This is a genomic window from Avibacterium sp. 20-132 (assembly GCF_023611925.1).
GTDB lineage: Bacteria > Pseudomonadota > Gammaproteobacteria > Enterobacterales > Pasteurellaceae > Avibacterium.
The window spans coordinates 2,043,054-2,061,727 of sequence record NZ_CP091456.1; the positions used below are offsets into that span (position 1 = coordinate 2,043,054).

The following is an 18,674-nucleotide window of genomic DNA, read 5'->3' on the forward strand; positions in this document are numbered from 1 at the left end:
CTTATCTTCTCCATAGTAAAGCGATAATTCATCAATTTAGCTTTGGAGAAGAACAATGAAAAAATCTTATTTTTCACTTTTAATTATAGGGTGTGTGAGTGTGACAATGCTCGGTTGTGTTCAACACCCTCAACAAGGTTTATCAACGGCTACTGAAACACAGGGCTTCCCCGAGCCAGAAGTGGTTATTGGACAAAATACCTCTCCGCCTTCAGTGAAATTTGAGCAAGTTATTGTGCCAGATATTTATCAAAGCTTAGATGAATCTAAAACACAAATAATCCGTCAGGGTCGTTATACGCTTGTGAACACTTCACCAGAAGAGGGACAGAAGTATTTACTGGAACAGATGGTGACGGTAAATATGTTGCCAAAGAAAAAAAACCTTAATGTGGTAACCGTTGAACAAGGTTTAACACGCACCTTGTCAGGCACAGGATTGCGTCTTTGTGCAGGTTCTCATTTTAATCAAACAGCGTCGCTCTTTTCGTTACCGCTCCCTAAAGTTCATCGTCAATTTGGACCAATCAAACTTCGTGAAGCCCTCCAAATGTTGGCAGGTCCTGCCTACGCAATGACGTTAAATGCGTTTAATCGTACGGTGTGTTTTACACCGCGTGATAAGCCTATTGATGTGGAAACCAAACGTGTCGAAATCATTTCAACCACGACAGAAACTGAGGTGATCAATGAATAAATTGGCTCAGTGGGTTTCATTGTCCATATTGGGGATAGGCATTTCGTTTCAGGGAAATGCGGATTCCTTAACGCATTCTTCATCGTTACTTTCAGCAACGTCAAGCCACACGACAACCCTTGAAAAGCAGCTAGATACACATCCCCTCACCCAATCCGAATTACAACAGAAAGCCCAGGAATGGGGATTGACCACTGAAGAATGGCAACGTTACCTTGAATTACAAAAAGGGGAGCGGGGAATATGGTCGCCGAATCTTGACCCCTTAACGACCTTGGGCATTGAAGCAAAAACCGAGGAAGAACGTACCCGATATGCTGAACTCTTAGCCCGTAAGATGTATGAACGTGTTGAACGGGAGCTTGCATTTCAGCGTGCCTATGATAAAGCCTTTGCCAAACTTTATCCTAATGAATTGCCGTTTGAGGTTGAACCGCATATTTCACAATCGGCTGGACGGGTGATTTATTTTACCCGTTTAGACAACTGTGCAAAATGTGAGGCGGATGTGAGCCGTATTCTTTCCCATGTAGGCAATAGCACCCCTGTCGATATTTATATCGTCGGCGGGAATAATAAAGCGATTCAAGCGTGGGCGAAGAAACATCAGATTGATCCGATTAAGGTGAAAAAACGGTTAATTACCCTAAATCACGATACGGGGTATTGGTTGCAGTATGCGAAAGGCAAAATGCCCGCCGCATTTCAAATTCAACAGGACGGACAATGGCAATCACTCGTTTATTAGTGGGGATTTTTGTGTTGTGTACCTGTACGGTTTCGGCACAGGCGTTTAGTTTTGGTCAAGACATCGATCAAGATATCCATAATGCGGCACGACATTATCAAGTGAGTGAGGCGATGTTAAGAGGTTTGGTGAAGATGGAAGATGGTTGGTATGGAAAACGTTCTCCAACAGGCGCATTAGGCGTTGGGCAGTTTACACAAAAAACGTGGAATTGGTTAGCACAGAGTACGCGAGGGAAAATGCTTGGAATGCGATTAATTACGCCCTCCAATCGTGGCACAAAATCCGATCCACGTCGTCATCACCGCACAAATACCTATGCCACTGCGTTATTAGCCCGTTGGCATTTGGAACAGTTTGCCTTACGTGGCATTAAACCGACTGATGAACATCTCTATCTTGCCCATAACATTGGTTTAGAGGGATTGCATCGAGCCTTGTTAGGGCGTGCGAATGCCGAAGATATTCGCAATATGCGTCGCAATGGTATGCGTAAAGGGATGTCGGTTGCGCAATTTCTTGCGTATCAAGGCCAGCGTTATCGACTGCATAAACACATTGCCAATAACCGAATCCATTTAAACGAACAAAACTATGCTTGGGTATCCCCTAAAAGTGCGGTGCAAAATCAAGCCATTTTTTGGGTTGAACCACAAGGTACACCGCTTGTTTGGGTTGAGCCAAAATAAACGATAAGAGAAATTTACGAGATTTGAAATATGATGAATAAAAAAATTGCTGCCATTATCAAATTTATTTTCAGCGTTGGGGTTTGTTTTCTCGTCGTTTATGGTTGTGTATGGCTCTATTTTTTCTCACCTGACCATTTTGAGACAACGATAGCTCAATTAGCTAGATTGCAAGGTTACCCTTTAGCCTATCAAGCCCTATTCAATCAGATTTATTGGGTTACGCTACTCATTAGTTTGAATTTTTCGGTGATAGGTTATTTCGTCTATGTGTGTTTTTTAAGGAGAAAATAAATGAACCTATTTCGTTCGCTTATTTTAGGTACGATGTTTGTTTTCTACACAAATACCGTTTCGGCAGAACTGCCCGTCATTGCCGATTTAGGTGGTGAAAGTGCGGTACGTTTTTATGAAGGAATTCAGCCTGAGGTGGACGGAAATACCTCCAATTTTCCGAATGCCATCCCTGATACCATTAGTGAGGCCGATATGCTCCCTGTGGTTTCCCATCGTTTAACCCCGGGTAAAGTCGGCCCGATAGCACTTGATCTTACTGGGATGTCACCGCTGTTTTTAGTGGGAGTAGATAACTTATCTCGTCAATGGCTTAAACAACATTATAACGTATTATTAGCCAATCAAGCGGTGGGGTTAGTGGTGAATGTAGCAACCCTTGAGGAATTGACCGCGCTACGTGAGCTTGCCCCAAATGTGCCATTATTACCAACCAGTGCGGACGATTTAAGTCGTCGTTTGAAGCTGAGTCATTATCCTGCACTAATCACTGAAACAGGGGTATCACAATAATGGCATCGAAGTATTTATTAGAAGGGCTACTGCGTCCCCCTGTGGAATTTTATCCCGCTGCGGCTCATGCTGCTTGTGCCTATATTTGTGCAGTAGCGCCTTGGTCTCTTGCCTTAAATCCTATGATTGGCTATGGACTTGCTGCGGGCTTTGGCGGGATCAGTTATTTTCGCTTTCGACAAGGGTGGCGTATTGTGCGTTATCATCGGAATTTAAAGCGTCTACCTTATTATGCGTTAACCAGTCGTCAAATTCCTGTTAGCCAGAAATTTTTATTTCTTGGTCGCGGATTTGAATGGCAACCTGAACATACTCAGCGATTGTATGATTGCTTTTCGGCAGAGGGAAAAAAATACCTCCGCTCTTCTAAATTTTTTAATCGAGCAAGAGAATATGAAAAACATCACGATAATTTTATTACTAAACTCACAACTTCTGACTCTCGCTTTAATCCCGTGAGACCCCTGCCGCCTGTTGAAGGGATTCCTGCAATTCATGGCATAGAACTCAATGAAGTTGATGTGATGCAGCCGTTAAATTCACGCGGTGGACATACGGCTGTTTTTGGCACGACGGGGGTAGGGAAAACCCGTTTTGCTGAGGTCCTTGTTACGCAAGATATTCATCGAGGGAAAACGCAAGCAGAGCGCGAAGTGGTCATCTTTTTTGATCCCAAAGGTGATCCCGATATGTTAAAACGGATGTATGCCGAAGCGAAACGGGCTGGACGTGATAAGGAATTTTATATGTTCCATTTGGGCTATCCTGAACGTTCAGCACGCTATAATCCTATTGGACGCTTTGGGCGTGTTTCAGAGGTTGCAGGGAGGATTTCAGGGCAGTTAAGTGGGGCGGGTAATTCTGCCGCCTTTAAAGAATTTGCTTGGCGTTTTGTTAATATTGTTGCAAGAGCTTTAGTTGAAATGGGGGAGCGTCCAAATTATTCGCAAATCTCTCGTTTTGTACAAAATATTGATTCCCTGTTTCTTAATTATGCTAAAACCTATTTTGATGCCCGTGATCCTGCACTTTGGCCACAGCTATTAAGCATTGCCGCAGGCGTTGATGTAAAAAATTTATCCTTTGGTATGAAAGACCGCCCACTGATTTGGGTGATCAATCAATATATTTTGGAAAATAAAATCTTCGATCCTGTTCTGGAGGGATTGGCGACGGCTGTACGTTATGATAAAACCTATTTTGATAAAATTGTGGCGTCATTATTACCGCTCTTGGAAAAATTGACCACGGGGAAAATCGAAGAGTTATTATCGCCAGACTATACGGATGTGAATGATGAACGACCGATTTTTGATTGGGAAGAAGTGATCCGTAAACGAGGCATTGTGTATGTTGGGCTTGATGCACTTTCTGATGCCACGGTTGCAGCAGCGGTAGGTAATAGTATGTTTGCCGATCTCGTTTCAATGGCTGGACATATTTATAAGCACGGTGTGAATGAAGGATTACCTGAGGCATTTGGCGGTTCAAATAAACCCGTAAAAATCAATTTACATTGCGATGAGTTTAATGAGCTGATGGGCGATGAATTTATCCCCCTTATCAATAAAGGACGTGGGGCAGGTATGCAAGTGACCGCCTATACCCAAACCATTGCCGATATTGAAGCCCGTTTGGGCAATCGTGCCAAAGCCGAGCAAACTATTGGGAACTTTAATACTTTGATTATGTTTCGGGTTAAATCGCCTGAAACCGCAAAATTGCTTACCGATCAACTGCATCGGGTGACGATTTTACAGAGTATGGTTACCTCAAGTGTGACCGACTCAAGCAATCCTGATGATGACAAAGCCTTCACTTCCAATACAGGAGAGCGGATTTCACAAAAAGAAGTGCCGTTATTAGATGTGGCGAATGTCACCAACCTCCCTAAGGGACAGGCATTTATTTTGATGAACGGGAGTACGTTATATAAAGTGCGAATGCCACTGCCTGCCATTGATAAAGACGATGTGATCCCCGCTTCGATGCAAGAACTTTTGGAGAAAATGCAAAAGCATTACCATGTGGCAGCAAATTGGTGGGAGCCTGCTTTTAAGGAATATACCCCCTCAAAAGATATTGCGAGTTCATTTGAAGAGATGATTGCAGAAGAACGTATTGCCAAGGTAGAGGTGGATTGGGGGAGCGATATTGATATGCCAGAAGAGGATGACGGCGAACCTGTCAGTCAAGTAGAGACTGAAGAAGACTTAGGAGAAGAAGAATGACGTTTGAAAAAGAAACTAATGTATTAGATTTACCAAATTGTACCATTAATTTTGACGCTGATTTTGCAGTCTCTTGTGGGTTACCTAATTCAGAAGCGTTGCTTGTTTATCTTGAGCCTTATTTGAATAAGTGGGTTGAAAGTCAAGATTCCGTGCATCAATTTGCCACAAAGTATGCTGATGAGGGCATCTCACTGTGGACAGCCAGTGATGTTCCTTTACGCGAAGAAGATATAGCAACACAACGAACCTGCTTTTATTTGGTGTCAACAAAAAATGAGCAAGGCTACGCCCTTATTCACTGTCAGTTATCGCATAAGGACGCACTTCAGTGAGTGAACAAACCTCAAGTTCAAGCAAGAAAAAAGGACCTTGTCATACAGTTTCAGCCTTATTGGCTGCATTGTTAATCTCCCTGTTATTAAGCATTCTCTTTGAATGGTTAGGTATTGCGTTTATTTGGCCTGAACAAGGTCATCTGCATAGCCAAGCGATGATGATTCAAGAATTAGGCTGGATTTCAGAAAGTGCAACACGCAGCCTCTTTGGTTATTCGCCGAGTGAGCTTGCCAATACTATTACCCTCACTTTGCATGATTGGCTATTTGTGAAAACTGGGTTTCAGCCTTGGTTACAGTCACCCAACAAACACAGTGATTGGGAATACTTGATTTACCATTATACGCGAGCCTATTTAGAGTCCATTATTTATGTGTCGATTACCTTTGTTGTGCGGTTGATTGTGATTATTTTTACCAGTCCGTTGTTTCTATTAGCCGCCTTTGCAGGTTTTACGGAGGGATTAATGATGCGTGATTTGCGTAAATTTGGCTCAGGACGAGAATCAAGTTTTTTGTATCACCATGCAAGACGCTACATTAAGCCTGTGATGATAGGCTCTTGGGTACTTTATTTGTCCATTCCTGTTTCTGTTTACCCGAATATTATTTTAATTCCTGCCGCATTTTTATTTGGTTTATCTATTTGTATTACGGCAGCGAGCTTTAAAAAATATTTATAACGTCGCACTGCATAGAATGAAATTTGAAGGAAATAGGAATTATTTCCTTCAATATTATTATGTCGTTTAATCTGAGTATCAGATTATTTATCTTTTTCGTGAGCCTCAACAATACCTTTGACGCTGTATCTATTTTTTCCCTAAAAACTCTCTCAATTCTGAATAGAATTTCTCATTAAATTCCCATTGTGTTTTTGGCAACCTTAACCCGAATCAATTTAAGTTAAGGAGTTGTCGATGAATCCGTTAGGAAAAAAGGTTTTATTTGCCGTATCAATGTCAATGATGACATTAACTGTGCAGGCTTCTGAAACTGCACAGTTAGCTCAGGCTATCAAGCAGCTTGAGGCTGCTCAGCTTTCACTTACGCGTGCCGAGGTACTCGCTCAGACCTCGGAGAAAAACCGTGAATATTTTGATTATCAGGCTGCACGTCGAGATATTAATGCGATTAAAAGTGGCATTAATCAATATATTAATCCAACACGTGCCATTCCTCGCGATCCCAACGCCTCTCGTCGCTTGCAAGAAGATTACACCAAATTAAGACATTAAGGAGGATAGTATGGCAAGTGATTATACCCCGCTTAAGGCTTTTGAAATTGCCAGTGGCTTGAATGCTACTGAGCTTCGTGCCTTCTTTGCGATTATTTTCGTGGCATTGTTGCTATTTGCTTATGTATGGGCAATGAAAAAAGGTTACAGCGGGTTATTCAGTGGGTTTAAGGGGGACATCTTTGACTACTTAAAATTGATTCTGAAAGGGGCAGCAGTGTTAATTGTTGTCGTGCTATTTTTCGTTTCTGAGAGGTAATTATGACTCTTTTTCATTCTTTTTTTCAACAAGTAAAACGCTCTTGGCAATGGGGAACACAGCGTTATTTGGCTTTTTCTGTTCTGTGTTTTGGGGCTGTGCAAAACGCCTTAGCCGCAGGACCTGACGCATCCAAAATTCCTGATTTTAAAATTCCTGGCGTGGATAGTAATACGACCGATCCGATGGAAATTGTTTTTATTGTGCTCAAATCATTAGTCACCCTTGCAGCAGTATTATTTTCAGCTTGGTGTATCTATGCCGTCGTTAGAGCCTTAATTAAAACTTATACGCAAGCAACAGATGAAAACGATAAAAAAGGTTGGGGTCCCTTTATTACCGCTTTGATTATTGGTTTTATTCTGATTTTCTTCTCGCTCTGGTTAGTGAAGATGGCCGTTGGACTTTTTTAATCTTATTTTGCTTACCTTTTGCTCACAGGATAGGGATATACCATGTCAAATCAAGAGGATATTCAATTTTTACCCACCCGACTTAATCGAGAAGCTACTGTGTACGGTGGGATGACGGTACCTGAATTTGGTATTGCAGCAGCGATCGGATTTGGGATTGGGTTGTTTTTGGGGCTTGTGCTGTGGGCAATTGGGCTGTCTTGGATTCTTGCCCCTGCTTTTGCGATGTTGATGTGCATTATTTTTGTACTGATTGGCAAAGTGGTGTTCGCACGCTTAAAGCGGGGCAAGCCTGAAGCCTATTTAAACCGTCTGATTGAAGAACGCATGGATTCGCTTTTAGGCGGCAATAAATTTATTCGGCGTGTCGGCTTTTGGGCCACTCGTCGTTCTTCAAGAGGACTGTTCTAAATGAGTAGATTGAAAAGTGAATTGAACCATAAAGATCGCCAATTAACCGTCGCTAAAATTGCGATCGTTTGCATCACCATTATTTGTTTTGCCTTGATGTTTATTATTTACACCTTCCCAAGCACCTTAAAAATCTTACTTCCCCCTGATTTAAGGGCTGGCAGCCAGCGACCTTGGTGGGAAGTGCCTACATCAACCGTGTATGCCTTTGCCTATCAAACCTTTCAGCAGCTTAATCGTTGGACACTTGATGGGACTCAAGATTACGAAAAAAACATTGAGGCATTAAAGCCTTTTTTGACGCCTTCATGTGAAGCCTTTTTGCAACAAGATTATGAGGATCGCCAACGTCATAGTGAATTGCGAGATCGTGTGCGTGGTGTGTATGAAATCCCAGGACGAGGATTTAGTGATGATCGCGTGATTGTCCATAGCCGAGATAGCTGGACGGTGAATTTGGATTTAAGTGTCGATGAGTATTACAAAGACGAACCTGTCAAACGTGTCTTAACCCGTTTCCCGATCAGTATTGTGCGAATGGATATTGATTCGCAGCGTAATCCTTGGGGGTTAGGTTTTAACTGTTATGCCTCAATACCCTTACGTTTAGAGGCAAGCGAGAGTGAGGAGAAAAAATAAATGAAGCGAAAAACCTTACGAAATTTGACCGCACTCTGTTGTGCTGTCATTGCGTGGAATGCTCAAGCCGAAATCTTAATGAAGTGGCAACGCCTCCCTTTGCCGATTGATTTGCAGGTGGAGAAAGAACGGGTCATTTTGGTCGATAAAAACGTCAAAGTGGGCTATCCAAAAGCCTTGGAGGGGAAAATCCGTTTACAATCCACAGGTGGGGCGGTCTATCTTAAAGCCTTAGCACCTTTTCCTACCGCACGGTTGCAGCTCAAAGATATGCTGACCAATGAAATTATTTTGCTAGATATTACCGCAAAAGAAAAGGTGGTCAATCCTCAAGAAACCGTTCGCTTGCTTTATGAGGGAAAATTAGAAAATCAATCAGGCAGTCTAAATCAAGATGAAGAGGCAGAAGAGCAAACTTCTACCTCTCTTCAATTACCGGTACCTGCCGCCCTGACCCGTTATGCCGCACAGATGTTTTATGCCCCATTGCGAACGGTTGAGCCCGTTCCAGGTATTCGCCAGATTGCACACGGTCTGCCGTCAAAAATCACGACCTTGTTACCTGCTTATCCTATTACAGCCACGCCACTGATGAGCTGGCAACTGGGTGATTATGTGGTCACCGCCATTCGCCTACAAAATAAAGGCGCCTCACGCCTTGACCTCGACCCACGTGAGCTGCAAGGGCGTTTTTATGCGGCGACCTTTCAACATCATTGGTTGGGGGGCGTTGGTTCAACGGAAGATACCACAACCCTTTATTTGGTCACGGAAGGGCGACCAAATCAAGCCATCATTCCTGAATCAAAAAAATACGTACCACCGAAAAAAGTTAAACGCACCAAAATTGTGGTGAAAAAAGTGATTGAGCAAACCCGTTCTGCAACGGTGAAGGAGGCACAAAATGAAAGCCAATAAGCTGTTTATTGTCATTGGTGCGATTATTTTTCTTATGGTCGGCGGTGTGTCCTATCTCTTATTTAGTGGTTCATCATCGCCTTCAAGCACAAAACCCAGTGTGTTGGATACCGCACTTAAAGATCTCACGCCTGAAGAAATCCGCCAACTTGGTTTAGAGGGAGATACCAAAAATGATACGGTTCGCACGTTAATTGGGGCGGCGAAAGAAAGTAACCGTCGTTATGAGAAAGTGATCTCGCAAAATGAAAAAATCCTCAAAGAAAATGAAACCTTGCGTAAACGTGAGCAAGATGTCCAGCAACAAGTCGATGAGGCGGTACAAAGCAAAACGCAAGAGCTACAAAATATGGTCGCGATGCTTCGCGAAGAGATGTCGCAGTTAGTACAAGGTCGCACGTCGTCTAATGAGTCAACCACGTATCAAGGTAATACAACCAATGGGATTGGCGTTGAGGAGGATACGGCGTTGCCTATCGGAAATGGTCAAGTGGGAACAGGGACAGAGGAAAACGGACAGCGCGTGGAATGGGTTAATCCTGATGATCAAATCGAAGATGAACGTAACCCCGCTAAAATTGGCTTCCCAAACCTTAATGCATTCAATAGCACATCGGGTAAGAAAGGATTACCTTTTATTTCAGGCAGTGATGAGAATGATCGTGGCACAACCTCTTCAAATTCATCAAGTGGGAAACAAAAAAGTAAAATTGCGGTTTACACGATCCCTGAAAATTCAACGTTGATGGGATCAACGTCAATGACCGCCTTGTTAGGGCGTATCCCAATTGGTAATGCGGTGAACGATCCTTACCCTTTTAAAGCCATTATTGGGCGAGATAATTTAATTGCTAATGGCATTGAACTGCCAGACATCGAACAAGCCATTGTGTCAGGGACGACAACAGGGGATTGGACCTTATCTTGCGTGCGCGGCAAGGTCAAAAGTTTGACCTTTGTATTTAGTGATGGACGGATTGTTACCCATGGCAACCAGGGCAAAGGGGATGAAAAAATTGGCTGGTTATCCGACCCGCACGGTATCCCTTGCATTCCTGGTGAGCGGAAAACTAATGCTCCTGAATATTTAGGCACGCATTTCTTATTGGCTGCCGCGGGCGCAGCCGCACAAGGTTACTCGCAAGCTCAAACTACAACGGTGGTTGATGGCAATACGGTTGTCGGTGCGGTAACGGGACAGCAAGGCAAATATGTGGTAGGCCAAGCACTTGGGCAAGGCATTCAAGAAACCGCAAATTGGTTTAAAGAGCGTTATGGGCAGAATTTTGATGCCATTTATGTACCACCTGGACACCCTATTGCGATCCACATTGATAAAGCCATTGATATTGATTACGACCTCAACGGACGTAAAGTGAAATATGCCCAATTTTCTCGTTCCTCTCAGCTTGATTAAGACTTCAATTAAGGAATTTGCTATGAAAAGAAGACAAATTTTTACCGCACTTATCACGTTTTGTGTATTGTCCGCTTGCTCAACTTCACAAAAAGCCTTATTGCCAACAGGGGAGGAAACAATGCAGGCGATTTGGAATAAAGGCGGCAGTGGCGCACAGTTACAGGTTTATCGTGATAGTAACAACCGTCAGCTTGATCCTGTCAATTATATCGGGTTTAAAGAACAACAGGATTATACCCGCACAGCGGAAAATGAAATTAAAAACCTTTTTCCCAAGCTCCCTAATCCAGATTTAATTATGTATGTGTATCCTCATTTATCGGCATCAGGTGAGCCAATGCCGATCCCAGGGTATTCCACGGTGATCCCCTTTTATAGTCGCGTACAGTATGCTCAACCAGGTGAACGAACAAGGGGGTTATAATGGGCGTATTTTCAGACGTATTGACGTCCTTTTTTCCTGATAAGACGGTGGCTTCTCGTCCAGAAAAAAGCGAGGACGTAGAGAAAAACGTTGAGAAGGAAATGCATTCCTCTGAGCATTCATCTGGGTTTTCAGTGCCTCATACCGTGAGGCGGAGTGGAAAATTAACCCAAGCAGCACATCATCAGAGACTCTATAGCAAACAACCCTCTTTTGTAGATTATCTGCCGTGGGGCGAATTTTTAGAACAAGAAGGCGTGATGTTATTAGATGATGTTCGCAGTGTTGGCGTGGTATTTGATGTTAAACCTATTGGTACGGAAGGGCGTGGCGAAGACTATTTAAGTCGTGTACGAAGCCTTGTTAAAGACGCACTGCAAGACAGTTTTGATGAATTAGATAATTACCCGTACGTTGTGCAGTTTTATTGTCAAGATGAACAAGATTTACGTCCTTATGTGGAAAGTCTGAAAGACTATATTGCCCCTGATATTTTGCAAACTGCGTTTACGCAAGAATGGCTGAAAAATACGGCAAAGCATTTAAACGATATTAGCAAACCTGGGGGCTTATTTGTTGATGATCGTATTACTAACACCATTTGGTCTGGACGCATTCGTCGTACCAGAATGGTCATCTATCGTTATGTGGGGAAAAATGAAGAACAAAGCGCGGTAGAAAGTTTAAATAATGCCTGTGAGCGAGTAGTTGGTGCATTAACGACCGCGGGGCTTCACTTAACACGCCAAACAGGCGAGCAGATCCATCAATGGCTTCTACGTTGGTTTAATCCCAATCCTGCGATGGCTTTTGATCTTGATAATGGTAGCTGTTATGACAAACTGCATCAACCAACAAGCGATGACTTGCCGTTTGTTGGGCAAGATTTTTCTGAAAATCTCTTTTATAACCAACCTGAAAGTAAAGATGACTATTGGTATTTTGATGGATTGCCACACGAAGTGGTGGTTGTAGATAACCTAAGAAATACCCCCGCCATTGGGCATTTTACCGGTGAGGTACGACGTGGTAAGAATATTAATGCTTTATTCGACTTGTTGCCTGAATCGACCATTATGGTTACAACCATTGTGGTGTATCCGCAAGACAAATTAGAAGCCCATCTTGAACGAATTAGCAGCCGTGCGGTAGGCGAAAATTATGAATCGATTTACCTGAAACAAGATGTTAAAACCGTGATGGAATACCTCAAAGATGGTCACAAGCTCTATCAAGCCAGTCTGGCTTTTTATCTTCGTGGTAAAGATGAAAAAGAACTCAAGCGACGTTCTCGTGAGCTTAGAACCATTTTATTGAGTAACAATCTTGTTCCCGTCAAAGAAAATGCTGAAATTGCGCCGTTGAACAGTTATCTCCGTTGGTTGCCAATGAATTTCAATCCACAGTTGGATATGAAAACGCATTACTATACCAAGTATTATTTTGTGCAGCACCTCGCTAATATGTTGCCTGTCTTTGGGCGTGAAACAGGCACTGGACACCCTGGCATTACCTATTTTAATCGCGGTGGTTCACCTTTGGATTTTGACCCCATTAATCCGAAAGACAGAGCCAAAAATGCCCATAAATTGCTGTTAGGACCAACAGGGTCGGGAAAATCAGCCACATTGAATGCCCAAATGGCACAACTGATGGCGGTACATCGACCACGTCTCTTTGTGGTTGAAGCAGGAAACTCCTTTGGCTTATTTGCCGATTACGCCCAACGTTATGGCTTAACGGTCAACCGTATCTCCCTTGAACCGAGCAGTGATATTGCCTTACCGCTTTTTTCCGAAGCGCATAAACTCCTCGAAATGAACGTCGATGTTGAGGCAGTTATTGATGAGGAAGAAGAGGACGAAGAGGGCAGTGAGCAACGTGATTTATTAGCTGAAATGGAATTGACTACGCGCTTAATGATCACGGGCGGTGAGATGAAAGAAGATGACAAAATGAGTCGTGCCGACCGTGCCCAAATCCGTCGCGCCATTATGATGGCCGCAGAAAAAACCTATGCCGAGGGGAGACAAACCCTCGCGGGTGATGTAAGAGATGCGTTAGAGGCGTTGAGTCAACACCCCGATACCCGAGAAGAACGGCGTGCAAGATTGGCTGAAATGGCTGAGGCAATGGATATGTTTTGTACGGGAATCAATGGGAAGTTTTTTAACCGTGAAGGGGAGATTTGGCCAGAGGCTGATATTACGCTTGTGGACTTAGCGATGTTTGCGCGAGAAGGCTATGAAGCAGAACTTGCCATAGCTTACATTTCCTTGATCAACCATATCAACAGTCTTGGGGAAAAATATCAACATAGTTTTCGTCCTATCGTTAATATTACCGATGAATCCCATATTATCACCGTTAATCCCTTACTCGCCAAGTTTTTGGTAAAAGGGTCAAAAATGTGGCGAAAACTAGGCATTTGGTTGTGGCTGGCCACACAAAATATGGAAGATTTTCCGAAAGAGGCCGCGAAATTGCTTAGTATGATTGAATGGTGGGAGTTGCTGAATCTCACCAATGATGAAATCGAAGAAGTAAACCGTTTTCGTCGATTGTCGGAGGCTCAAAAACTGATGTTATTGTCAGCGAAAAAAGCCGATAAAAAATATACCGAAGGTGTGGTGCTGGCAACGAATATGGAAGCCTTATTCCGTGTTGTGCCACCGAGTATTTATCTCGCTTTAGGAATGACTGAAAAACACGAAAAAGCGCAACGACGTGCCATTATGGCAGAACATCAATGCAGTGAACTAGATGCGGCACTAATTATGGCGACACAGATTGATAAAGCAAGAGGAATTGAGAATGTCGAATACAAGCATTAAGTCATCTTATACGGGTCTCTTATTTCGAGCTGACCCAATTATTCGACCCTTTAATCTTGCCCCAGTTTTGCAAGATTTAGAGAGGCTTTGTAAGCAGATTTTGGCAAGAGTGGGGGATGTACAACAGTTTATTTTGTATCCTCATCGCGTGTTCAAACAACGTGCGTGGCATATTAAGGTGATTGGCGAGAAAGGGATCACCTACCTTTTACTCAATATTGGCGGGTATTATCAATTTGTTAGCGAGATGAATGCCACACGGCTTTCTTTAAGTGTTGCTGATGACATTGATGCCTTTTGGTTTGCCTATGCCTTGAGCGAAAGGCTTGCTGTTCCTCCAACGATTCCGACTGGGCTATTTGGAGGATACACACAATGAAACCCCGTTCAAAAACACGCAAAATATTGGCCGCACTTTTAATCGGCGTATTGCTCTTTTTTAGTGTGCTTTTGCTTGGCGTGGTATTGGTTACCTATATGCCAGGACTTAATTTAACACAGTGGCTGCAGGAAACCGCCAATGGCTGGTTTGCTTGGCGGCTTTTCTTGTATGCAGTGGTGATAGGATTAATGTATCGCATTTATCGTGTTCGTCCATTCTCCGTTAAACTTTGGGGATTAGTGATAGCGGTATTCTTCACCGTTGAAGGGCTGAATTTTCTGTATCGATTATAAATGGGAGAATAAGATGACGTTTAATGTGGATAGCTATCTTGAATATTTTCTCACGTTATTGGGTTGGATAATCAACAATGGTTTATTTGGATTGCTTGCCAGTACAGGCTTATTTATTGCGCCTTTAATTGGCGTACTGATTAAAACGTGGTTAGAGGTGAAAAAGCAAGGGGCAGATGAAGGGAACAAAGGCGAATTACTGATTGATTGGCTAGGCATACAATTTTTTCCTGCAATGCTGGTGATTGTGATTACCCTTGCCCCGATGTTGCCGATTTCGCTGAATAATATGGCTTACAATGTGGAGCAATCGAAGCATTGTGGCTATAAAGTGCCGTTAGCACCTGAAAAAACAGGTTATGCCAGTATGGTGAGTGAGTTCGCCGATAAACAAGCCAAAGTACCCTTGTTGTGGGGATTAGTACACGCCATTAATAAGGGGATTTTGCATGGGGCGGTTTCAACCATTCCTTGTAAACCTGACTTACGTCAAATTCGCTTTGAGGTGCAACACGAAAAAATTAACAACCCCGCACTGCTGACCGAAGTCCGTCAATTTGTGCAGCAATGTTATTTGCCTGCTCGTCGTAAAGTGTTGGATAGCCAAGTAGCAATGAATGCCGCACAAGCCCGAGAAGTAAGCTGGCTTGGTGGGAAAATTTTAGTGAACAATAGTGAACTTTACCCTCGTTATCGAGCGATGCAACCGATGCAACGTTGGGCTTATGAACCTAACCGTGATCAGGGATTACCCAATACGGGTGAGGGCGGTTTTCCTCATTGCGATGAATGGTGGGCAGATAGCCAAGTAGGGTTAAAAGATATGCTACTTTCGGATATGCGACAAAATTTATCGGTGAAATTAGGCGAGCTGTTTACTGATGCGAATATTCAAGATGAGGCGTTACTTCGCACCTTATTACGCCCTGAAAATATTAATATTTCAAGGGGGAAAGCCTATGAGGGGTACGGTGGTAGTTTAGATTCTACGCTAACCAATAATGTCTCTTCAGTGGTATCCGCATTGGGGATTACGGCGGGCAGCCTTGCCGCTTACCCTGGTTTTGATGCAATGCGTAATGCGTTGCCTATGATCCAAGCCTTGCTGATTATGGCAGTGATTATTTTAACGCCGATGGTCATTATATTTAGTGGCTATTCCTTAAAAGCGATTGTAACGCTAATATTTGTACAATTTGCTTTAGTGACCGTGTCATTTTGGTGGGAATTGGCACGTTGGTTGGATTCGTTTCTGATTAGCATTTTGTACAATTCCCCTGGTCATCAATCAGAAATAAGTTGGGCGTTTCTCCAAAATAGCCGTGATGATGTGATTATGAGCTTTGTGTTGGGAATGATGTTCTTGGTTTTGCCCGGTGTTTGGGTTGCGGCAATGTCTTGGGCTGGAGTAGGGCTAGGAAATTTGGCGAGTCATTTTGCTAATTCATCGAAACAGGTTCAAGCTAGTGGTTCTGAGGGGACAAAACTACTAAAACCTAAGACTAAATAATCTAAAAAAGAGCGAATTAGCTCTTTTTTAGAACCTAATAAGATAAATTTACAGATATCAATCATGGAGTTTTATGTCGTTACTATCGTAGTAACCGTAACCAGAGTGTCCCACTCTATATCCTTCATCTAGACTGTAATCAAACTCATATTTATTGCTGTTATCATTATTTGATAGTATTTCACCTAAGAATTTTCTCACTTCTTTTGGGAGAAACACGAAGGCAATAATTAAAGCGAAGACAACTATGAGTGTAGTTAAGTAGTAGAATAATGTAAAGAGCAAGACAGAAATGCCGAGAACAATAACCGCCTTAAGCCATTTAGACACCTGCCAGTATTTAAATTTGTTAATCACATTTTCTGTCTTATCAACGAATTTCGCAAAACCTGTCATTTTCATTTTTGCCTCCTGTTATTGGGCGTTATCCATTAATTTTTTTGAATAAATAATTTTATTATCTTTATCTTTAAGAGTATAACTGAGAACCGTTCCTGTTAAATTGTCTAGCCCATCGGCAGAATTAAACTGAATGTTTACAGATAATACTACGTTTCTATTGATATTACCAAATTGGTCTTTTCTGTGTTGTATAAACTTTTTAGCTTCTGCTTTAGGCATTTGAATACCGTCAATTACTTCTGGGTTAGATACATAGAGATTGATTCGTCTTGGTAAGGTTTTGGTATATTGAGTAATTAGCTTCCCATCTATATATAAATGACCATTCATTAACGGTTGATAAGTAAACTGATTTTTTTCAAAATCATACTCTCCAAATTGAGTATCAACTAAAATCGTAAACTCAGGGGAGGGCGGTGCTTTTTCTACCAAGGTTTTCAGTTTTTTCCCAGCTTCTTCCACTTTATCTTGGAATTCAAACTCATCATTCTTATACTTATGGTAAGTTTGTTTATCACTATATAGCAGCCACTCTTCAGCAAGCGGTTTAAAATCTGTGATATTATTTAAACGCAATGATTCAATCAATATATTGTCATAATTAAATTTTTTTACTGCTGCAAAAGTTGAAAGGGGTATGAATAAAAAGGTTGCGATAACTAATAAAACTAATTTTTTTTCCAAGAAAACCATTTCTTCCTCCTTGCTTGATTAATAAGCGGTTGAGTTGATAGGTTATAAGTGTTAGATATTAATTTATTTGTGGTATACAAAAATTTTGTAATTTTTATATTCCTTTACTCCAATCAACAACTTTTAACCCTTCTACTTTTGAAAACTCTTTAATATTATTTGTTACAATAGTTAAGCCTAAACTTCTTGCATGACCTGCAATCATAGCATCGTATGGACCTATAGGTTGCCCTTGCTTAGCTAATTCTGCTCTTATTTGCCCACTATGGTATGCCGCCCTTTCATCATAATTTAGAATAGTCAATCTTGAGCAAAAAGACTCAATAATAGATAAATTATGAGCTACTTTAGCACTCTTTTCTGCACCATAAATGAGTTCCATTAGGGCAATTGAACTCATACAAATCATAGCCTGATTCTCATTAAATAGAGGTAACATATGCACAGGTTTATTTTTTATCGTAAAAATGGCTATATTAGTATCTAGCATATATTTTAGCATTAGAACGATTCCCTTTCTTGCATCTGTGGTTGCTCTCTATCAAGCATAAAATCATCTGATACGGTATGCACATCATTGAACCAACTATCCCAAACTGTATTGATTGGAGTGATAATACGAGTATTGCCCTGAACAATAATATTTACATTTTTTATTTTTTCGGGCAATTCTGCAGTTTTAGGGATTCTAATTGCCTGACTTTTATTGTTCATAAAAATAGTTGCGGTTACTATACTCATGCTAATTTCCTGCTTGTATATGATTTTTGTATATACTATGCGATATGTAATGTATTGTAAAGTAAAAAGCACATAATTTAGACAAAATTAATTATGTGCTTTATTATTTAGTGTTGTTATTTTCTAAGTTCTACTTTTAAAGACCAGTTCGCCGAATCTGTGTTGAAGCGAAGTTTTGTTTAATCGCTTTTTTTACATTACATTCGATAGAGTCGTCATATTGCCCATTCTTGTAAATGTCAACGCTAGGGTTATCAATTGTATTAGTTCCTCTACCTTGAAGAAAGCCAACACGGTAAGAAATCCCGTTATTTTTAAGTTCCATTACATTCGTAATAAACCCTGAACCTACTGAAATTTCAGAGTTTTCATTGGCGATGACTTGTTTGATTGGATTTTTAAAACTAAATTGACCATAAGTGTATTCATAATCACTGCCAACTTTTTTCACCATAATGGGTTTACCATCTGTTGCCGTGCAAGAAAAAATAATACTGCTATTATTTGCAGCAAGGGCATTAGTAGAAAAAAGTGCGGTTAAAATAATGCTTAAAAAAAGAGATTTACGCATAAGAAGCTCCTGTTAT

General features: G+C 41.7%; 25 protein-coding genes. 20 read left to right on the plus strand and 5 right to left on the minus strand.

Features of this window, described 5'->3' with window-relative positions; translation table 11 throughout:
* The first annotated feature begins 55 nt into the window (after nt 1–55).
* The 20 genes from pilL2 (at nt 56) to L4F93_RS09875 (ending at nt 16,251) form a co-directional block, all read left to right on the plus strand.
* A complete protein-coding gene (gene pilL2, locus L4F93_RS09780; protein ID WP_250349904.1) occupies nt 56–697 on the plus strand; it encodes a PFGI-1 class ICE element type IV pilus protein PilL2 in 642 nt (213 codons plus the stop codon).
* On the plus strand, nt 690–1,445 hold the full coding sequence (locus L4F93_RS09785; RefSeq protein ID WP_250349905.1) for a TIGR03759 family integrating conjugative element protein: 756 nt from the start codon (nt 690–692) through the stop codon (nt 1,443–1,445). Before pilL2 ends, L4F93_RS09785 begins: the two co-directional genes overlap by 8 nt.
* A complete protein-coding gene (locus tag L4F93_RS09790) occupies nt 1,424–2,134 on the plus strand; it encodes a lytic transglycosylase domain-containing protein (protein ID WP_250349906.1) in 711 nt (236 codons plus the stop codon). Before L4F93_RS09785 ends, L4F93_RS09790 begins: the two co-directional genes overlap by 22 nt.
* A gap of 30 nt (nt 2,135–2,164) precedes the next feature.
* The gene (locus tag L4F93_RS09795) at nt 2,165–2,428 is read left to right on the plus strand and encodes a hypothetical protein (protein ID WP_250349907.1); all 264 of its coding nucleotides are present in this window, start codon (nt 2,165–2,167) and stop codon (nt 2,426–2,428) included.
* Nucleotides 2,429–2,941 (plus strand): integrating conjugative element protein, encoded by a 513-nt coding sequence (locus L4F93_RS09800; protein WP_250349908.1) that lies wholly within the window; start codon nt 2,429–2,431, stop codon nt 2,939–2,941. It abuts the gene before it with no gap.
* Nucleotides 2,941–5,172, plus strand: a complete 2,232-nt coding sequence (traD, locus tag L4F93_RS09805; protein WP_250349909.1) for a type IV conjugative transfer system coupling protein TraD — start codon at nt 2,941–2,943, stop codon at nt 5,170–5,172. The genes L4F93_RS09800 and traD overlap by 1 nt, the downstream gene beginning before the upstream one ends.
* Complete coding sequence (locus L4F93_RS09810; protein WP_250349910.1) at nt 5,169–5,507, plus strand: hemophilus-specific protein; 339 nt, start codon at nt 5,169–5,171, stop codon at nt 5,505–5,507. Before traD ends, L4F93_RS09810 begins: the two co-directional genes overlap by 4 nt.
* Nucleotides 5,504–6,193, plus strand: coding sequence for a TIGR03747 family integrating conjugative element membrane protein (locus L4F93_RS09815; RefSeq protein ID WP_250349911.1), 690 nt, complete (start codon nt 5,504–5,506; stop codon nt 6,191–6,193). Before L4F93_RS09810 ends, L4F93_RS09815 begins: the two co-directional genes overlap by 4 nt.
* Nucleotides 6,194–6,469: 276 nt before the next feature.
* Complete coding sequence (locus L4F93_RS09820) at nt 6,470–6,748, plus strand: integrative conjugative element protein, RAQPRD family (RefSeq protein ID WP_442778838.1); 279 nt, start codon at nt 6,470–6,472, stop codon at nt 6,746–6,748.
* Nucleotides 6,749–6,758: 10 nt separating this feature from the next.
* Complete coding sequence (locus tag L4F93_RS09825) at nt 6,759–7,007, plus strand: DUF3262 family protein (RefSeq protein WP_250349913.1); 249 nt, start codon at nt 6,759–6,761, stop codon at nt 7,005–7,007.
* 2 nt (nt 7,008–7,009) lie between these two features.
* Complete coding sequence (locus L4F93_RS09830) at nt 7,010–7,420, plus strand: DUF2976 domain-containing protein (protein WP_250349914.1); 411 nt, start codon at nt 7,010–7,012, stop codon at nt 7,418–7,420.
* Nucleotides 7,421–7,462: 42 nt separating this feature from the next.
* Nucleotides 7,463–7,831, plus strand: coding sequence for a TIGR03750 family conjugal transfer protein (locus L4F93_RS09835; RefSeq protein WP_250349915.1), 369 nt, complete (start codon nt 7,463–7,465; stop codon nt 7,829–7,831).
* Nucleotides 7,832–8,470, plus strand: a complete 639-nt coding sequence (locus L4F93_RS09840; protein ID WP_250349916.1) for a PFL_4703 family integrating conjugative element protein — start codon at nt 7,832–7,834, stop codon at nt 8,468–8,470. It begins immediately after the preceding gene.
* Nucleotides 8,471–9,388: a TIGR03749 family integrating conjugative element protein gene (locus L4F93_RS09845; protein ID WP_250349917.1), complete on the plus strand. Its 918-nt coding sequence runs from the start codon at nt 8,471–8,473 to the stop codon at nt 9,386–9,388.
* Entirely contained in the window at nt 9,375–10,805 is a 1,431-nt protein-coding gene (locus L4F93_RS09850) for a TIGR03752 family integrating conjugative element protein (RefSeq protein ID WP_250349918.1), read from the plus strand. The genes L4F93_RS09845 and L4F93_RS09850 overlap by 14 nt, the downstream gene beginning before the upstream one ends.
* Nucleotides 10,806–10,827: 22 nt before the next feature.
* The gene (locus tag L4F93_RS09855) at nt 10,828–11,232 is read left to right on the plus strand and encodes a TIGR03751 family conjugal transfer lipoprotein (RefSeq protein ID WP_110478407.1); all 405 of its coding nucleotides are present in this window, start codon (nt 10,828–10,830) and stop codon (nt 11,230–11,232) included.
* The gene (locus tag L4F93_RS09860) at nt 11,232–14,066 is read left to right on the plus strand and encodes a conjugative transfer ATPase (RefSeq protein ID WP_250349919.1); all 2,835 of its coding nucleotides are present in this window, start codon (nt 11,232–11,234) and stop codon (nt 14,064–14,066) included. The genes L4F93_RS09855 and L4F93_RS09860 overlap by 1 nt, the downstream gene beginning before the upstream one ends.
* Nucleotides 14,047–14,445 carry a hypothetical protein gene (locus L4F93_RS09865; protein ID WP_250349920.1) on the plus strand — a complete coding sequence of 133 codons (399 nt, stop codon included), beginning with the start codon at nt 14,047–14,049 and terminating at the stop codon, nt 14,443–14,445. The genes L4F93_RS09860 and L4F93_RS09865 overlap by 20 nt, the downstream gene beginning before the upstream one ends.
* A complete protein-coding gene (locus L4F93_RS09870; RefSeq protein WP_250349921.1) occupies nt 14,442–14,741 on the plus strand; it encodes a hypothetical protein in 300 nt (99 codons plus the stop codon). The genes L4F93_RS09865 and L4F93_RS09870 overlap by 4 nt, the downstream gene beginning before the upstream one ends.
* Before the next feature lie 13 nt (nt 14,742–14,754).
* Entirely contained in the window at nt 14,755–16,251 is a 1,497-nt protein-coding gene (locus tag L4F93_RS09875) for a conjugal transfer protein TraG N-terminal domain-containing protein (protein WP_250350092.1), read from the plus strand.
* Nucleotides 16,252–16,308: 57 nt separating this feature from the next.
* On the opposite strand, the gene L4F93_RS09880 is transcribed toward L4F93_RS09875, so the two are convergent.
* From L4F93_RS09880 to L4F93_RS09900, 5 genes are all read right to left on the minus strand, one after another.
* Entirely contained in the window at nt 16,309–16,653 is a 345-nt protein-coding gene (locus L4F93_RS09880; RefSeq protein WP_250350093.1) for a DUF3742 family protein, read from the minus strand.
* Nucleotides 16,654–16,665: 12 nt separating this feature from the next.
* Complete coding sequence (locus L4F93_RS09885; protein ID WP_250350094.1) at nt 16,666–17,346, minus strand: DUF4852 domain-containing protein; 681 nt, start codon at nt 17,344–17,346, stop codon at nt 16,666–16,668.
* 94 nt (nt 17,347–17,440) lie between these two features.
* Entirely contained in the window at nt 17,441–17,848 is a 408-nt protein-coding gene (vapC, locus tag L4F93_RS09890) for a type II toxin-antitoxin system tRNA(fMet)-specific endonuclease VapC (RefSeq protein ID WP_250350095.1), read from the minus strand.
* The gene (gene vapB, locus L4F93_RS09895) at nt 17,848–18,087 is read right to left on the minus strand and encodes a type II toxin-antitoxin system VapB family antitoxin (RefSeq protein WP_250350096.1); all 240 of its coding nucleotides are present in this window, start codon (nt 18,085–18,087) and stop codon (nt 17,848–17,850) included. The genes vapC and vapB overlap by 1 nt, the downstream gene beginning before the upstream one ends.
* A 136-nt stretch (nt 18,088–18,223) precedes the next feature.
* Nucleotides 18,224–18,658, minus strand: coding sequence for a hypothetical protein (locus L4F93_RS09900; protein ID WP_250350097.1), 435 nt, complete (start codon nt 18,656–18,658; stop codon nt 18,224–18,226).
* Nucleotides 18,659–18,674 lie beyond the last annotated feature (16 nt).

What these genes read in the sequence shown, in the direction of transcription:
- pilL2 (WP_250349904.1), top strand. Translation starts at nt 56, where the DNA reads ATGAAAAAATCTTATTTTTCACTTTTAATTATAGGGTGTGTGAGTGTG.
- L4F93_RS09785 (WP_250349905.1), top strand. Translation starts at nt 690, where the DNA reads ATGAATAAATTGGCTCAGTGGGTTTCATTGTCCATATTGGGGATAGGC.
- L4F93_RS09790 (WP_250349906.1), top strand. Translation starts at nt 1,424, where the DNA reads ATGGCAATCACTCGTTTATTAGTGGGGATTTTTGTGTTGTGTACCTGT.
- L4F93_RS09795 (WP_250349907.1), top strand. Translation starts at nt 2,165, where the DNA reads ATGATGAATAAAAAAATTGCTGCCATTATCAAATTTATTTTCAGCGTT.
- L4F93_RS09800 (WP_250349908.1), top strand. Translation starts at nt 2,429, where the DNA reads ATGAACCTATTTCGTTCGCTTATTTTAGGTACGATGTTTGTTTTCTAC.
- traD (WP_250349909.1), top strand. Translation starts at nt 2,941, where the DNA reads ATGGCATCGAAGTATTTATTAGAAGGGCTACTGCGTCCCCCTGTGGAA.
- L4F93_RS09810 (WP_250349910.1), top strand. Translation starts at nt 5,169, where the DNA reads ATGACGTTTGAAAAAGAAACTAATGTATTAGATTTACCAAATTGTACC.
- L4F93_RS09820 (WP_442778838.1), top strand. Translation starts at nt 6,470, where the DNA reads ATGTCAATGATGACATTAACTGTGCAGGCTTCTGAAACTGCACAGTTA.
- L4F93_RS09825 (WP_250349913.1), top strand. Translation starts at nt 6,759, where the DNA reads ATGGCAAGTGATTATACCCCGCTTAAGGCTTTTGAAATTGCCAGTGGC.
- L4F93_RS09830 (WP_250349914.1), top strand. Translation starts at nt 7,010, where the DNA reads ATGACTCTTTTTCATTCTTTTTTTCAACAAGTAAAACGCTCTTGGCAA.
- L4F93_RS09835 (WP_250349915.1), top strand. Translation starts at nt 7,463, where the DNA reads ATGTCAAATCAAGAGGATATTCAATTTTTACCCACCCGACTTAATCGA.
- L4F93_RS09840 (WP_250349916.1), top strand. Translation starts at nt 7,832, where the DNA reads ATGAGTAGATTGAAAAGTGAATTGAACCATAAAGATCGCCAATTAACC.
- L4F93_RS09845 (WP_250349917.1), top strand. Translation starts at nt 8,471, where the DNA reads ATGAAGCGAAAAACCTTACGAAATTTGACCGCACTCTGTTGTGCTGTC.
- L4F93_RS09850 (WP_250349918.1), top strand. Translation starts at nt 9,375, where the DNA reads ATGAAAGCCAATAAGCTGTTTATTGTCATTGGTGCGATTATTTTTCTT.
- L4F93_RS09855 (WP_110478407.1), top strand. Translation starts at nt 10,828, where the DNA reads ATGAAAAGAAGACAAATTTTTACCGCACTTATCACGTTTTGTGTATTG.
- L4F93_RS09860 (WP_250349919.1), top strand. Translation starts at nt 11,232, where the DNA reads ATGGGCGTATTTTCAGACGTATTGACGTCCTTTTTTCCTGATAAGACG.
- L4F93_RS09865 (WP_250349920.1), top strand. Translation starts at nt 14,047, where the DNA reads ATGTCGAATACAAGCATTAAGTCATCTTATACGGGTCTCTTATTTCGA.
- L4F93_RS09870 (WP_250349921.1), top strand. Translation starts at nt 14,442, where the DNA reads ATGAAACCCCGTTCAAAAACACGCAAAATATTGGCCGCACTTTTAATC.
- L4F93_RS09875 (WP_250350092.1), top strand. Translation starts at nt 14,755, where the DNA reads ATGACGTTTAATGTGGATAGCTATCTTGAATATTTTCTCACGTTATTG.
- L4F93_RS09880 (WP_250350093.1), bottom strand. Translation starts at nt 16,653, where the DNA reads ATGAAAATGACAGGTTTTGCGAAATTCGTTGATAAGACAGAAAATGTG.
- L4F93_RS09885 (WP_250350094.1), bottom strand. Translation starts at nt 17,346, where the DNA reads ATGGTTTTCTTGGAAAAAAAATTAGTTTTATTAGTTATCGCAACCTTT.
- vapC (WP_250350095.1), bottom strand. Translation starts at nt 17,848, where the DNA reads ATGCTAAAATATATGCTAGATACTAATATAGCCATTTTTACGATAAAA.
- vapB (WP_250350096.1), bottom strand. Translation starts at nt 18,087, where the DNA reads ATGAGTATAGTAACCGCAACTATTTTTATGAACAATAAAAGTCAGGCA.
- L4F93_RS09900 (WP_250350097.1), bottom strand. Translation starts at nt 18,658, where the DNA reads ATGCGTAAATCTCTTTTTTTAAGCATTATTTTAACCGCACTTTTTTCT.